A 14347-nucleotide genomic window follows, 5' to 3' on the forward strand; every position below is an offset into this window, starting at 1 on the left:
TATGAATAATTTGCGCCCGGTAGGGATTATCGGTACAGGTAAATATGTGCCTGAGAAAATTTTAACCAATAGTGATCTGGAAAAAATGGTAGATACGAATGACGAATGGATTGTCAGCCGTACAGGCATTAAGGAACGTCATATCGCTGCACCGGATCAAGCGACATCCGATCTGGCGTATGAGGCGGCGTTAAAGGCGCTTGAATCCGCAGGCATGACAGGCAGTGACCTCGATCTGATTATTGTTGCAACAATTACACCGGACTCTTCTTTCCCTTCGACAGCCTGCATTCTGCAAGATAAACTTGGGGCAAAAGGAGCGGCTGCATTTGACCTGTCCGCTGCATGCTCCGGTTTTGTTTATGGCCTCGCAACAGCGACAAGCTTTATCCAGAGCGGTATGTACAACAATGCGCTCGTCATTGGAGCAGACTGCTTGTCACGTATAACAGATTATACAGACCGCAACACTTGTGTACTCTTCGGGGATGGAGCTGGCGCTGTCGTTGTCGGTGAAGTACCGGAAGGCCGCGGTTTCAAAGCATTTGATCTCGGTGCCGAAGGTGCAGGCGGCAGTCTGCTTCAGATCGAAGGTGGCGGTTCGCGTCTGCCAGCAAGTGCAGAGACGGTGGAAAATAAAAAGCATTATATCTACATGAACGGTCGTGAAGTGTTTAAATTTGCGGTTCGTGTAATGGGTACAGCAACCGTCGAGGTGCTTCGCAAAGCCGGTATGGATCGTACAGACGTTGATTTGTTCGTACCGCATCAGGCGAATGTCCGCATTATTCAATCCGCAATGCAGCGGCTTGAGCTTCCTGAAGAGAAAGTGGTTGTGAATGTGGACAAATATGCGAATACTTCGGCCGCATCCATTCCGCTGGCGCTGGTTGAAGCTGCTGAAGAAGGACGCATGAAAGCTGGAGATACCGTTCTGATGGTTGGTTTCGGCGGCGGTTTGACATGGGGCGCATCCGTACTCGTATGGTAAACTAGACAGCTGGAGGATGAATGAAATGGGTAAAATCGCTTTCGTATTCCCTGGACAGGGATCACAGACGGTAGGAATGGCAAAGGATGCGTATGAGTCCGTGCCTGCTGCCACAGAGATTTTTCGCACGGCGGATGAAGCATTAGGCTTCTCGCTGAGCAGCCTGATCTTTGAAGGGCCAGAGACTGAGCTGAAACAGACATCCAATACACAGCCTGCTCTGCTCACAGCAAGTATTGCCTTGCTAGAGGCGTTCAGAGAGAAAGGAATCGAGCCGGATTATACAGCAGGACACAGTCTGGGTGAGTACAGCGCACTCGTAGCTGCGGGTGTTCTTTCCTTCCAGGATGCAGTTCAGATTGTTCGTGCGCGTGGTCAATATATGGAAGAGGCTGTTCCAGGAGGACAAGGAGCCATGGCTGCTGTTCTGGGTGCAGATCGGGAAGCGCTGGGGGTGCTTTGCCGTGATGTGTCCGGGAGTGGTCACGCGGTTGAACTTGCCAACATCAATTGTCCGGGGCAGATTGTCATCTCTGGTGTAAAAGAAGGCGTTGCTGCCGTTTCGGAACGGGTGAAAGAAGCGGGCGGCAAACGTGCTATCGCACTTGAAGTGAGCGGTCCGTTCCACTCTTCATTAATGAAAGGCGCAGCTGAAAAGCTGGCAGACAAGCTGAGCACGGTTACGTTCTCGCCTGCACAGGTTCCTGTGGTGGCCAATGTTACGGCTCGTCCTGCGGAAGAGGGCCAATTTCAACAATTGCTGACGACACAGGTCTATTCTCCGGTTTTATGGGAAGACAGTGTGACATGGCTGATTGAGCAAGGTGTGGATACGTTTATCGAGATTGGTTCAGGCAATGTTTTGACCGGTTTGATTAAAAAAACAGATAAAACCGTAAAACTATACAATGTAAACAGTCTTGAAACGTTGGAAGCAACGGCAGCAGCTCTGAAATAAGAGTCAACTTGTGTAGATTCAGGGAGAGGAGGAATGGTTATGTCTAAACCGTTAGAAGGTAAAAATGCATTGGTAACTGGAGCATCGCGTGGTATTGGTCGCAGCATCGCACTTGCTCTGGCTGAAGCTGGCGCAAATGTAGCTGTCAACTATGCTGGCAGTCAGGCTGCCGCTGAAGTAGTAGCCGAAGAGATTCGGGCCAAAGGTGTTCAGGCCATTACCATTCAGGCTAATGTAGGTCTGATGGATGAGGCGGAACAGATGGTCAAAACGACGCTTGATGCGTGGGGGAACGTTGATATTCTAGTGAATAACGCTGGAATTACTCGGGACAACCTGATCATGCGTATGAAAGAAGAGGAGTTCGATCAAGTCATCGAAACGAATCTGAAAGGGGTGTTTAACTGCCTGAAGGCAGTCACTCGTCCAATGATGAAACAGCGCTCGGGGAGAATTATTAACATTTCCTCTGTAGTGGGCGTGCTCGGTAATCCCGGACAAGCAAACTATGTTGCAGCCAAGGCTGGTGTTATTGGTTTAACCAAAGCCTCTGCACGTGAACTGGCTTCCCGCGGAATTACTGTAAACTGCGTTGCACCAGGATTCATCGAAACCGATATGACAAAGGAGTTGTCTCAGGAACTGGTTGATGGTATGCTTAGCGGCATTCCGTTGTCACGTCTGGGACAGCCGGATGAAATTGCCGGTGTTGTTACATTCCTTGCGTCAGAGGCTTCGTCTTATATGACAGGTCAGACACTGCATGTCGATGGCGGCATGTACATGTAAACATTCCTGGACTTGAATCAAAGTCGGGGAACAGGCGCTGGACGATCCGAAATGCCGGAAAAAGGCCGGGTTCCCCGGCCGGGAGCCGCATATGTCTTCTATGGCATTTTGCCTGCGATTCTCGTATAATACCTAGGAGGAGGTGAACCGGATGTCCGATGTATTGGAGCGTGTAAAACGCATCGTCGTCGACCGCTTGGGCGCAGACGAAGCTGAAGTTACACTTGAAGCATCTTTCAAAGAAGATTTGGGTGCTGATTCTTTGGATGTAGTGGAATTGGTCATGGAATTGGAAGATGAATTCGATTTGGAAATCTCTGATGAAGATGCAGAAAAAATTACGACCGTAGGTGAAGTTGTAAACTACATACAATCTCATACCTAAAGTCAATTCAGTCCCGCTCCTGTTGTTCAACAGGCGGGACTTCTCATCATTCATTGGTTTTTCACATCCCGCAGACGATTTTGCTTCGTTGATCTTAGGAAAGATGCAAGCATAGCCGTCTGCGGCTATTCCCACAAAATACTTGCGTAATGCAGTCGATATAGAGGTGAGTCGGTTGAAACAAAGAGTCGTAATTACCGGAATGGGCGTAATGACATCGCTCGGAAAAGATTTGGAAACGTTCTGGGGCAGTTTAATGGCAGGCAAGTCCGGAATCTCTCAGATTGAGGCATTTGATGTTAGTGAATACACGACACAGATTGCAGCCGAGATCAAGGATTTCAACCCGGAAGAGTATATGGATCGTAAGGACGCGCGCAAAATGGACCGTTTCGTTCAGTTCGCTGTAGCTGCCGGCTTCAAGGCGGTGGAGGACAGTGGTCTGAAAATTAACGAGAACATTGATGCAGAGCGTTTTGGCGTATCCATCGGTTCAGGGATTGGCGGCTTGGGAACATGGGAAGACCAGCACAATGCACTTCTGCAAAAGGGTCCTAAACGTGTTAGCCCGTTCTTTATTCCGATGATGATCTCAAACATGGCTTCTGGCCAGATGTCGATTTCATTAGGTGCTAAAGGTCCGAACATTAACGTGGTTACTGCTTGCGCTACAGGAACACACTCCATCGGCGATTCATTCAAGCTGATTGCCAACGGGGATGCAGATGCGATGATCTGCGGCGGTGCGGAAGCGACCATCAGACCTACGGGATTGGCAGGTTTCTGTGCTATGCGTGCGATGTCTACACGTAATGATGATCCTGCAAAAGCGAGCCGTCCTTTTGATACAGGTCGCGATGGATTTGTTATGGGTGAGGGTGCAGGTATTCTGATTCTGGAATCACTGGAGCATGCTCAGGCACGTGGAGCGCGTATCTATGGAGAGGTTATCGGTTATGGTCTGACGGGCGATGCTCATCACATGACAGAACCAGACCCGGATGGAGCGGCACGTTGTATGACGATGGCACTTCGCAATGCAGGCATCAAGCCGGAAGAAGTGGATTACATCAATGCACACGGAACGTCAACGCCGGTTGGAGATCGTTCGGAAACGCTCGCAATCAAAAAAGCGTTTGGCGATCATGCGTACAAGCTTGCTGTAAGCTCTACCAAATCCATGACAGGTCATATGCTTGGTGCTGCGGGTGGTGTAGAAGCGGTAATCTGCGGATTGTCTCTGACACATCAGACACTGGCTCCAACGATTAACCTGGAGGATCAGGACCCTGAATGCGATCTGGATTATGTACCTAACGTTCCACGTCAAACTAAAGTAAATGTGGCGATGTCTAATTCATTTGGATTTGGCGGTCACAATGCTACCATTATTCTCAAAAAATTTGAAGCATAAGGGGCTAGTTCGTTTGAGTGAAGATCTGAAGCAGTTACAACAAAAACTTCAAATCAAATTTGACAACAGACAGCTTCTAAAACAAGCGTTTACCCATGCTTCTTATGTAAACGAACATCGGTTCAGTCAACATCAGGATAATGAACGTCTGGAGTTTCTGGGCGATGCTGTATTGGAGCTGACTGTATCGGAGTACTTGTATCATCTGTATCCTAACCGTCCGGAGGGGGAGCTGACAAAGATGCGGGCTTCCATTGTCTGTGAACCTTCCCTCGTCAAATTTGCTGAAGCACTCGGTTTTGGACAATATGTACTTCTTGGTAAAGGTGAGGAATTAACCGGGGGACGTACACGTCCGGCTCTTCTCGCCGATGTGTTCGAGTCATTTATAGGTGCATTATATCTTGATCAGGGTCTTGAGCCTGTGCGGGCTTTTCTGGATCAGCATGTGTTTCCGTTAATCGTGGTTGGCAGCAAGCTGCAAATGAGCGATTATAAAACAGAGCTGCAGGAGCTTACACAGCATCACAATATGGGGGCTCTGGAATACCGGATCGTAGAGGAGCGGGGACCAGCCCATGAACGTGAGTTTGTCTCGGAGGTCCATATGGGTCAGGAACGGCTTGGCCGAGGTACGGGACGTTCCAAGAAAGAAGCGGAACAACAAGCAGCATCCGCGGCGCTTGAACGCTTGAAGCTTCCCGAGGCCTGAAAGGTACCAGGCGGCGCATAGACAAACGAAGAGCAAAGAGCAGCCCGCGGGTCCGCCCCGGCGGAAGTAATTGGCCGGACTGCTTTTTGCTCTTTTTTTTGTAAAGAGGCTCGGGAAGTATTTTCGGATCTTTAATCGCGCTGAATGCATGATTTTGAAATTTGCAAGAGGAGGTGACGAGAAGCCCTATGTTTCTGAAACGAATAGAGTTGGGTGGATTCAAGTCATTTGCCGACAAAACGGAAATGGAGTTCGTTCGTGGCATTACAGCTGTTGTAGGCCCGAACGGAAGCGGAAAAAGTAATATCTCCGATGGCATCCGCTGGGTGCTTGGTGAGCAAAGTGCCAAGTCACTGCGTGGGGGCAAAATGGAAGATGTTATTTTTGCAGGCAGTGATGCACGAAAGGCCGTAAATTATGGTGAGGTTTCGCTTACACTGGACAATGAGGATCATGCGTTAGCTCTTGATTTTGGAGAAGTGACCGTGACCCGGCGTGTGCATCGCAGCGGGGATAGTGAATATTTTATTAACAAACAATCCTGCCGCCTGAAAGATATTACCGAACTCTTTATGGATACCGGTATCGGTAAAGAGGCTTATTCCATCATTGGACAAGGACGAATTGAGGAGATTTTGAGCACTCGCTCTGAGGATCGCCGGGGGATTTTTGAAGAGGCTTCTGGAATCGTTAAATATAAATCACGCAAACGGGATGCTACGCGCAAACTGGATGAGACGGAACAAAATCTGCTCCGTATCCACGATCTCGTAACCGAGCTGGAGGACCAGATTGGGCCGCTGAAGGAGCAGTGCGAAAAGGCAGTGCATTATAAACAGCTGCGTGCAGAGCTGAAATCGAAAGAAATTTCGATGTACGTGTACCAGATTGAACAGATTCATGCTTCATGGAGCAAAGCAAGTGAACGACTCGCGTCCCTTAAACAGGAGGAAGTTGGCTTGGCTGCCATTGTGTCTACCCATGATGCGAAGCTTGAAAATGATCGCAATGCACTCCGCAAGCTGGAAACCGAGACCGAGGAGCTTCAAGCGGCCCTGCTGCAGTTCAGCGAGGCAACAGAGAAGAGCGAAGGACTGGGAGAGGTGCTTCGGGAACGTGCACGTCATCTACAGGCGAATCAGGAGCAGTTGAAGGAAACGTTGACGGTAAGTGAAGAGAAACATCGTGAACGGGAAGCCGAGCTGCTTGCATTGCGTGAGAAATTTGGCAAGCTTGAGCTTGAACTGGCTGATGTGAAAAACCGGTTATCCGAAGAAGAAGCCAAATTGGTGGGCGTAACGGGTGGCATCAGTCAGCAGCAGGAGGAGAGTCTGAAAGGAAACCTGCTGGAGCTTATGAATCAGATGGCACAGGCGCGCAATGAAATCCGTTACGTGGACCAGCAGAAAGAAACGCTGGAGCGCAGAATGAACCGTGCATCAGAGGAATCCGGCAAATGGGAAGAACAGAAGGAATCACTGGAAGGCCGTAAAGCTGAGGTCCAGAAGAAAGTAGTTCAGTTAGGCAAGGAAATCAGCGAGCTGCGCGGGAATTACATTTCGGAAAGCGAGCGGCTGCAGTCGCTGCAGAAGCTGCTTGAGGAAAGCCGCAGCACGGTGCGTAAATGGGAGCAAAAGCGTGAGGCCCAGGTGTCCCGCCGGGATACGATGAAAGAGATGCAGGATGATTTTGACGGATTTATGCTTGGGGTCAAGGAAGTGCTCAAGGCTTCACGTAAAGGTGTACTGAATGGTGTACATGGCGCGGTGGCTGAGCTTGTCAAAGTGCCCGAGAAGGTTGAGCTTGCCGTAGAGACGGCCATGGGGGCTGCCCTGCAGCATATCGTTATGGAAAATGAAGCGGTATCCAGACAGGCCATCGCCTTTCTGAAGCAGCGTCAGTTGGGACGTGCGACCTTTCTGCCTCTGGACGTAATTCGTCCTCGTGCCATCGGTGCAGGTGAACGCTCCATGGTTGAGGGAATGGATGGATTTGTTGGCATCGGTGCCGAGCTTGTGCAATATGAGGACCGATATGCTTCGATTATTGGCAGCGTGCTTGGCAATGTTATTATTGCAGAAACGCTGGAGTTTGCGAATAAAATCGCAGCGCGCTGCCAATATCGTTTCCGTGTGGTGACGCTGGAGGGCGATGTCGTTAATGCTGGTGGTTCCATGACTGGAGGCAGTCAGCATAAGAAAAACGGAAGCTTGCTCAGCCGCAAGCGGCAGCTGGACCAGCTGGATCAGGATATTCTGGACACCGAGCAGCAGATTGTGAAGCTGCACCGGAGTGTAGACGATGTCAAAGCACAGTTAGAGCAGTGTCAGGACCAGCTGGATCAGCTCCGTCAGTCTGGTGATGATACCCGGAATGCAGAACAGCAGGCCTCCATGGAGATGAAGCAGATTGAGCATGAACTGCGTCATGTACTGGAGCAGGTTGCTGCAGCAGGGCAGGAGAAGAGCGGGTTTACGGAAGAGATCAAGGAGCTCGATCAGTCCAGAATTGAAGCGGAGAAAAAGCTGGAGCAGCTGGAGGAAGAGGAAAAGGCTACGCATCGTGCGATTCATGCGGCAGAGTTTGCCCGGAAAGCGAATGAATCAGCCAAAGAAGAGCTGCAGAGCCAGTTAACTGAACTGAAGGTTCGTGAAGGCAAGCTCGATCAGGAGCGCTTCTCCAATGAGGAACAGCTGCGCAGACTGGAGCGTGAGGTGGAATCACTCGTCAAGGATCTGCGGCAGAATCGTACACTTCTGGCTTCGATGGAAGCGGACTTCAAGAAAACGCAGAGCGAAAGTGTGAAGCAGATTGAAGATCTGAACGAATACAAGCTGAAAAAGGCAAATGCCTCTCAGGAGCTGGATTTCAAACGAGCAGCACGGAGTGAATTGTCGAAGAAGCTTGAGCTGGCGGAGAGTGAGACAAAGGAGCAGCGCACACAGCTCAAAGCCGTGGAAGAACAGATGCGCCAGACCGAAATTTCGGTGAACCGCCTCGACGTAGAGCTTGAAAACATTCTGCGCAAGCTGACCGATGAATACGAGCTCGGTTACGAGCTTGCCAAAGAGCGTTATCCGGTTCCCGAGGATGTGGAAAGCACGCAGGCCGAGGTACAGAAGCTGAAACGTGCCATATCCGCTCTTGGCGAGGTGAATCTGGGGGCCATTGAAGAGTTCGAGCGGGTCAATGAGCGCTATGAATTTCTGAATGAGCAAAAAAATGATCTGGTCGAAGCCAAAACGACGTTGTATCAGGTTATTCGTGAAATGGAAGACGAGATGGCCAAGCGCTTCAAGTTTACGTTTGATGCGATTCGCCGTGAGTTCGGCACCGTATTTACGAAGCTGTTTGGCGGAGGGCGTGCTGACCTTGTGCTGATGGACCCGGAACGGCTGCTGGAAACGGGAATAGATATCGTAGCCCAGCCGCCAGGCAAGAAGCTGCAAAATCTGCAGCTGTTGTCCGGTGGAGAGCGGGCCTTAACGGCTATGGCACTGCTGTTTGCCATTTTGCATGTGAAGCCCGTACCTTTTTGTGTACTGGATGAAGTCGAGGCTGCGCTGGATGAAGCGAACGTTGTCCGTTTTGCTCAATACTTGCGTGAATTCTCCGAACAAACACAGTTCATCGTTGTAACCCACCGCAAGGGTACGATGGAAGAAGCAGATGTCCTCTATGGAGTTACAATGGAGGAAGGCGGAGTCTCCAAGCTGGTTTCGGTTAAACTGGAGGATGAGGAAGCTGAAATCGCCTGATTCGGCTGGTGAAACTTGGAGTACAGCTATTAATTATTTTTACACACCATTACGATTTAATTATGCACACGATGGAGGGGCTTTATGAGTTTCTTTAAAAAGCTGAGAGACAGCATTGCAAGTAAAACGGAATCGGTAACCAAACAGTTCAAGGACGGACTTGAGAAAACCCGTAAAGGGCTTGTGGAAAAAGTAACCGATCTGGTCATTCGCCGTAAAAAAATAGATGAGGAATTTTATGAGGAGCTCGAAGAAATTCTGATCGGAGCGGATGTAGGCGTCAATACCGTCATGAATCTGATTGAAGATTTGCGCGCAGAGGTGAAAAAACGCAAGATTGAGGATGCGGCTGAGCTGCAGCCTGTATTATCAGAGAAGCTGACGGATTTGCTTCGTGGCGAGCAAAATAACGAACTGAAAATGAATCCGGATGGCATTACCGTTATTTTGTTTGTTGGTGTGAACGGTGTTGGTAAAACAACAACGATTGGCAAGCTCGCTCATCGCTTCAAGCAGCAAGGCAAAAAAGTAATTATGGCTGCGGGGGATACGTTCCGTGCCGGAGCAATTGAGCAGCTTGAAGTATGGGGACAACGCGCAGGTGTTGATGTGATCAAGCAGCAATCCGGTTCTGATCCTGCGGCTGTTATGTATGATGCGGTGCAGGCTGCCAAGCAGCGCGGAGCAGATGTGCTCCTGTGTGATACGGCGGGTCGTTTGCAAAATAAAACAAATCTGATGGATGAGCTGAACAAAATCTATCGTGTCATTCAACGTGAAATTCCGAGCGCTCCGCATGAGGTGTTAATGGTGCTGGATGCAACGACAGGTCAAAATGCATTAAATCAGGCCAAGCTTTTCGGTGAGAAAAGCGGTGTAACAGGTCTGGTGCTCACCAAGCTGGATGGGACCGCAAAAGGCGGAATTGTTGTCGCCATTCGTCAAGAGCTGGATTTACCTGTGAAGCTGGTTGGACTGGGTGAGAAAATTGATGATCTGCAGGAGTTTGATTCCGAGCAGTTTGTACATGCCCTGTTCGCCGGATTAATCCAGGAACAGCAGACAGAGGAAGCTGAAGGCGAGAATAATTAAACCTGATCAACAAGGTGTAAATCAAAATAGAAGTATTCATCGTATTGCCGCTGCAACATGTGAGAGCTCACGTGTAATGTCATCGGCAATACGTGTATAATGAGAATAACTGAGATAGTAGTGGGTCAGAAAGGAAGGTTGATATGGCCAATACCTATACTTACTCCCGACGTGAAGAGGTTGCTAATGCAGTGACACATGGCATTGGTGCAGCACTCAGTGTAGCTGCGTTAGTGCTGTTAATTGTATTTTCCAGTATGAAAGGCACCGCCTGGCACGTGGTCAGCTTTACGATCTATGGCATTACGATGCTGCTGCTGTATACGAATTCAACACTGGTTCACGCGCTCAAAGAGGGAAAAGCGAAAGATTTGTTTGAGTTTTTTGACCACTCCTCCATTTATCTGTTTATCGCAGGCACATACACACCTTTTTTGTTTATCGCTGTCCGCGGAACGCTGGGCTGGACCTTGTTTGGCATCATTTGGGGCATTGCCCTCGCCGGGGTGATCTTTAAAGCCTTCTTTACGAAGAAGTTTCTGTTTATGTCCACGATTTTTTACATTGCGATGGGCTGGCTGATCGTTGTAGCCTGGAATCCGCTTATAGCGGCCATTCCAACGGGAGGCATCGTGCTGCTGGTTGGTGGAGGACTGATGTATACATTGGGCACACTGTTCTATGTATGGAGAGCATTTCCGTTTCACCATGCCATCTGGCACTTGTTTGTACTGGCCGGCAGCATTCTGCATTTCTTTGCCGTGCTGATCTATTTAACTCCACTTCGCTAAACGTCTAACGAATCGCCTCGTTGTATCGAGACGTTTCGTTTTTTGTTTTTCAGGCGGGATGCATCAGGAGAATAATTGGTATCGCAAGCAGGCAAAAAAGACTCAGAAATGGCCTCGTAACAGCGTTTCTGCTTGATAGAACTTCGGAATTGCTGCTCTTTTTATTGTGACAAGTATTTTTGCTTGACATACTGATTAGTTTTAGGTATTATTAGGAACGTTGCAAGAGTGTAAAGTGTTTTTCCTTGACGAAGGGAGTGCCCCGATATGAGTCAAGAAAACCGGCTTGAGAAGACAAACCGGATTAACTTGCTTTTTGCTTTTTATGAATCGCTGCTTACAGAGAAGCAGCAAACCTTTTTGAAGTATTACTTTCATGATGATTTTTCACTTGGCGAGATCGCAGCCGAGTTTGAGATCAGCCGCCAGGCGGTATACGAGCATATCAAGCGTGCTGAGCAAGTGCTGGAAAACTACGAAAGCAAGCTGGGCTTGCTGGGGAAGTATGAGAGACGCAGCCGCTGCCTTGAAGAGTTACAGCAAGCATTGGAACGCGCTGGCGTTACGATGGATAACAACAAACCAATACACGATCTCGTTGCACAACTGGGCGAGTAACCAAAGCACAATGAATTGTGACGAGACGTTCTGACAAACGTAAGTAAGCTTAAAGGAGGTGGGATCATGGCATTTGAAGGATTAACGACCCGACTGCAGAATGTGTTCAGCAAGCTGCGCGGCAAAGGCAAGGTGTCTGACGAGGACGTAGCCGAAGCGATGCGCGAGGTACGTCTGGCATTGCTTGAAGCGGATGTAAACTTCAAAGTGGTCAAGGAATTCATCGCCAAAGTGAAAGAGAAGGCTGTCGGCAAAGAAGTAATGGAGAGCTTCACACCCGGAATGGTCATCATTGACATTGTTAACAAAGAGCTGACGGAGCTCATGGGTGGAAGTCAGGCCAAGCTGGCGAAGTCAAACAAACCGCCTACAGTGATCATGATGGTTGGTTTACAAGGTGCGGGTAAAACAACAACGTCCGGTAAACTGGCGAAAATGCTGCAGAAGCAAAACAGCAGACCTTTGCTGGTTGCGGGTGACATCTACCGTCCGGCTGCGATCAAGCAGCTTCAGGTGCTTGGAGAACAGCTTAAAGCACCGGTATTCACCCTTGGTGACCAGACAAGCCCGGTGGAGATTGCTCGCCAGGGTCTGCAGCATGCCAAGGATAACGGCAATGATTATGTAATCGTCGATACAGCAGGACGTCTGCACGTCGATGAAGAACTGATGGAGGAGCTGCGCCAGATCCACAGCGTTGTGAATCCGGATGAAGTACTGCTTGTTGTCGATAGTATGACGGGGCAGGACGCGGTTAATGTGGCAGAACACTTTAATCAGCAGCTTGATCTGACTGGTGTTGTGCTGACGAAGCTGGACGGTGATACACGCGGCGGTGCGGCATTGTCTGTCAAAGCAGTTACAGGCTGTCCGATCAAGTTTGCTTCTCTTGGAGAAAAGCTGGATGCACTGGAGCCATTCCATCCGGAACGTATGGCTTCACGGATTCTCGGTATGGGGGATATGCTGTCTTTGATTGAGAAGGCACAGTCCAACATTGATACCGAGAAAGCGAAGGAAATGGAACGTAAGATGCGTAATGCCGAGTTTACGTTCGAAGATTTCCTGGAGCAGATGGATCAGGTGAAAAAGCTTGGACCGATTGACCAGATCATGGATATGATTCCGGGTATGGGCAAGATGAAACAAGCGAAAGACCTGAAGGTGGATGACAAACAGATGGGCCGAATCGAAGCGATTGTGTATTCCATGACAACCGAAGAGAAACGTAACCCGGACATGATCAATCACAGCCGCCGGAAGCGGATTGCTACCGGAAGTGGAACATCGCTGGCAGAGGTGAATCGTCTGATCAAGCAGTTCGATGAGATGCGCCGTATGATGAAGCAGTTCTCGGATATGATGGGCCCTAAAGGTGGCAAAAACAAAGCGATGAAACAGCTCAAAGGTCTTGGTAAAGGAATGAAGTTTCCTTTCCGTTGATTGAATAGCAGTTTACATGAGAACCAGATTTCATTGAAGGAGGTGAATTTTCAAATGGCAGTTCGTATTCGTCTGAAACGTATGGGTGCTCACAAAGCTCCTTTCTACCGTGTAGTGGTATCGGATTCCCGTTCCCCACGTGACGGTCGTTTTATCGAGGAGATCGGTTACTACAACCCGGTTGAACAACCGGCTGTTGTTAAGATCGATGAAGATAAAGCGTTGCAATGGCTTCAAAACGGTGCGCAAGCATCCGACACTGTCCGCAACTTGCTGAGCAAAGCGGGCGTGATGAAGAAATTCCACGAGTCTAAATTATCTAAATAAGGTGCTGATTCGGAGGGTCATCTATGGAAGAATTAGTAAGCATAATTGCTAAGGCTTTGGTCGATCATCCGGAAGATGTGGCGGTTCGGACGGTTGAGAAAGACCGGCTTGTCGTTTACGAGTTAACGGTGCATCCCGACGATGTCGGAAAGGTGATCGGAAAACAGGGACGAATCGCAAAATCTCTTCGTACGGTCGTCACATCAGCAGCAGTTAAGATGGATAAACGGGTTACCGTTGATATCATATCTTAAAGATATACGAAAGGGGGTTAGGATGCATGTCCTAGCCCCTTTTCGTGCATGCTGAACTTAATATGTTGGATTAGTTATTGAATTAAAATATTTTGTGGTATGAGTTACTTCGGAGTAGTGCAGGGGACGGAATCGATTCTGGAGAAGCGTTAGCGTTCGCCTTTATCACCTCATTTTCACCTTTTATAATAGTTCAAAAAATGAGGGGGTAACAGCGATCGGAAGAACGAACCGTCGCCGGAACGGCCGTACGAGAGTCGAAGTACCTGTTTATTTTGATTGAATACCGTAGGAGGATTGTATGGCAGAGTTTATGAATGTAGGTAAAATTGTAAATACACACGGGATTCGCGGCGAATTGAAAATCATGCCTTTGACTGACTTTCCTGAGGTTCGTTTCGCTAAAAATGCCGAGATGTTCCTGTTTACTTCGGATGATCGGCCGGTGCCGGTTACAGTGGAGTCTGCACGTTTGCATAAAAATATGTATATTGTTCGTCTGAAAGAATACGGCAATATTAACGAAGTAGAGAAGTTCAAAGGCGGAATGGCAAAGGTATCGAAGGAAAATCTGGCCGATCTGGAAGAAGGAGAATATTATTTCCATCAGATCGTGGGATGTTCTGTAATTACCGAAGAAGGAGAAACCCTTGGTACCATTACGGAAATTCTAACACCTGGTGCCAATGACGTCTGGGTTGTCAAAACACCGGGAGGTAAAGAGGTGCTGATTCCGGTGATTGATGATGTTGTACTGGATGTGGATGTGGAACAAAAGCAGGTCAAGATTCACCTGATGGAAGGACTGCTGTAGC

Annotated in this window: 14 protein-coding genes; all 14 read left to right on the plus strand. The window is 48.8% G+C overall.

Annotated elements, in window-relative coordinates; translation table 11 throughout:
• Window position 1 precedes the first annotated feature (1 nt).
• Complete coding sequence (locus IEW26_RS16130) at window positions 2-991, plus strand: beta-ketoacyl-ACP synthase III (RefSeq protein WP_111270071.1); 990 nt, start codon at window positions 2-4, stop codon at window positions 989-991.
• Between the two features lie 25 nt (window positions 992-1016).
• Entirely contained in the window at window positions 1017-1949 is a 933-nt protein-coding gene (gene fabD, locus IEW26_RS16135; protein ID WP_188593107.1) for an ACP S-malonyltransferase, read from the plus strand.
• 39 nt (window positions 1950-1988) lie between these two features.
• Window positions 1989-2738 carry a 3-oxoacyl-[acyl-carrier-protein] reductase gene (gene fabG, locus IEW26_RS16140; RefSeq protein ID WP_145402801.1) on the plus strand — a complete coding sequence of 250 codons (750 nt, stop codon included), beginning with the start codon at window positions 1989-1991 and terminating at the stop codon, window positions 2736-2738.
• A gap of 151 nt (window positions 2739-2889) precedes the next feature.
• Entirely contained in the window at window positions 2890-3123 is a 234-nt protein-coding gene (gene acpP, locus IEW26_RS16145) for an acyl carrier protein (RefSeq protein WP_024630176.1), read from the plus strand.
• A 175-nt stretch (window positions 3124-3298) separates the two neighbouring features.
• Window positions 3299-4537: a beta-ketoacyl-ACP synthase II gene (gene fabF / locus IEW26_RS16150; RefSeq protein ID WP_188593108.1), complete on the plus strand. Its 1239-nt coding sequence runs from the start codon at window positions 3299-3301 to the stop codon at window positions 4535-4537.
• 13 nt (window positions 4538-4550) lie between these two features.
• Complete coding sequence (gene rnc / locus IEW26_RS16155) at window positions 4551-5249, plus strand: ribonuclease III (protein WP_110893220.1); 699 nt, start codon at window positions 4551-4553, stop codon at window positions 5247-5249.
• A 188-nt stretch (window positions 5250-5437) separates the two neighbouring features.
• A complete protein-coding gene (gene smc, locus IEW26_RS16160) occupies window positions 5438-9007 on the plus strand; it encodes a chromosome segregation protein SMC (RefSeq protein ID WP_188593109.1) in 3570 nt (1189 codons plus the stop codon).
• A gap of 84 nt (window positions 9008-9091) precedes the next feature.
• Window positions 9092-10099: a signal recognition particle-docking protein FtsY gene (ftsY, locus tag IEW26_RS16165; RefSeq protein ID WP_188593110.1), complete on the plus strand. Its 1008-nt coding sequence runs from the start codon at window positions 9092-9094 to the stop codon at window positions 10097-10099.
• 143 nt (window positions 10100-10242) lie between these two features.
• Complete coding sequence (gene trhA / locus IEW26_RS16170) at window positions 10243-10890, plus strand: PAQR family membrane homeostasis protein TrhA (protein WP_111269982.1); 648 nt, start codon at window positions 10243-10245, stop codon at window positions 10888-10890.
• 267 nt (window positions 10891-11157) lie between these two features.
• Window positions 11158-11508: a putative DNA-binding protein gene (locus IEW26_RS16175; RefSeq protein WP_188593111.1), complete on the plus strand. Its 351-nt coding sequence runs from the start codon at window positions 11158-11160 to the stop codon at window positions 11506-11508.
• 66 nt (window positions 11509-11574) lie between these two features.
• Window positions 11575-12951 carry a signal recognition particle protein gene (gene ffh / locus IEW26_RS16180; RefSeq protein WP_111269984.1) on the plus strand — a complete coding sequence of 459 codons (1377 nt, stop codon included), beginning with the start codon at window positions 11575-11577 and terminating at the stop codon, window positions 12949-12951.
• A 54-nt stretch (window positions 12952-13005) separates the two neighbouring features.
• Window positions 13006-13278, plus strand: coding sequence for a 30S ribosomal protein S16 (gene rpsP / locus IEW26_RS16185; protein WP_056700527.1), 273 nt, complete (start codon window positions 13006-13008; stop codon window positions 13276-13278).
• 23 nt (window positions 13279-13301) lie between these two features.
• On the plus strand, window positions 13302-13532 hold the full coding sequence (locus tag IEW26_RS16190; RefSeq protein ID WP_024630185.1) for a KH domain-containing protein: 231 nt from the start codon (window positions 13302-13304) through the stop codon (window positions 13530-13532).
• A 301-nt stretch (window positions 13533-13833) separates the two neighbouring features.
• Entirely contained in the window at window positions 13834-14346 is a 513-nt protein-coding gene (rimM, locus tag IEW26_RS16195; protein ID WP_188593112.1) for a ribosome maturation factor RimM, read from the plus strand.
• The last annotated feature ends 1 nt before the right edge of the window (window position 14347 follow it).

The sequence above is a fragment of the Paenibacillus silvae genome (genome assembly GCF_014639235.1).
GTDB lineage: Bacteria > Bacillota > Bacilli > Paenibacillales > Paenibacillaceae > Paenibacillus > Paenibacillus silvae.

What these genes read in the sequence shown, in the direction of transcription:
- ftsY (WP_188593110.1), top strand. Translation starts at nt 9,092, where the DNA reads ATGAGTTTCTTTAAAAAGCTGAGAGACAGCATTGCAAGTAAAACGGAA.
- IEW26_RS16190 (WP_024630185.1), top strand. Translation starts at nt 13,302, where the DNA reads ATGGAAGAATTAGTAAGCATAATTGCTAAGGCTTTGGTCGATCATCCG.
- rpsP (WP_056700527.1), top strand. Translation starts at nt 13,006, where the DNA reads ATGGCAGTTCGTATTCGTCTGAAACGTATGGGTGCTCACAAAGCTCCT.
- smc (WP_188593109.1), top strand. Translation starts at nt 5,438, where the DNA reads ATGTTTCTGAAACGAATAGAGTTGGGTGGATTCAAGTCATTTGCCGAC.
- IEW26_RS16175 (WP_188593111.1), top strand. Translation starts at nt 11,158, where the DNA reads ATGAGTCAAGAAAACCGGCTTGAGAAGACAAACCGGATTAACTTGCTT.
- IEW26_RS16130 (WP_111270071.1), top strand. Translation starts at nt 2, where the DNA reads ATGAATAATTTGCGCCCGGTAGGGATTATCGGTACAGGTAAATATGTG.
- fabG (WP_145402801.1), top strand. Translation starts at nt 1,989, where the DNA reads ATGTCTAAACCGTTAGAAGGTAAAAATGCATTGGTAACTGGAGCATCG.
- rimM (WP_188593112.1), top strand. Translation starts at nt 13,834, where the DNA reads ATGGCAGAGTTTATGAATGTAGGTAAAATTGTAAATACACACGGGATT.
- ffh (WP_111269984.1), top strand. Translation starts at nt 11,575, where the DNA reads ATGGCATTTGAAGGATTAACGACCCGACTGCAGAATGTGTTCAGCAAG.
- acpP (WP_024630176.1), top strand. Translation starts at nt 2,890, where the DNA reads ATGTCCGATGTATTGGAGCGTGTAAAACGCATCGTCGTCGACCGCTTG.
- trhA (WP_111269982.1), top strand. Translation starts at nt 10,243, where the DNA reads ATGGCCAATACCTATACTTACTCCCGACGTGAAGAGGTTGCTAATGCA.
- fabD (WP_188593107.1), top strand. Translation starts at nt 1,017, where the DNA reads ATGGGTAAAATCGCTTTCGTATTCCCTGGACAGGGATCACAGACGGTA.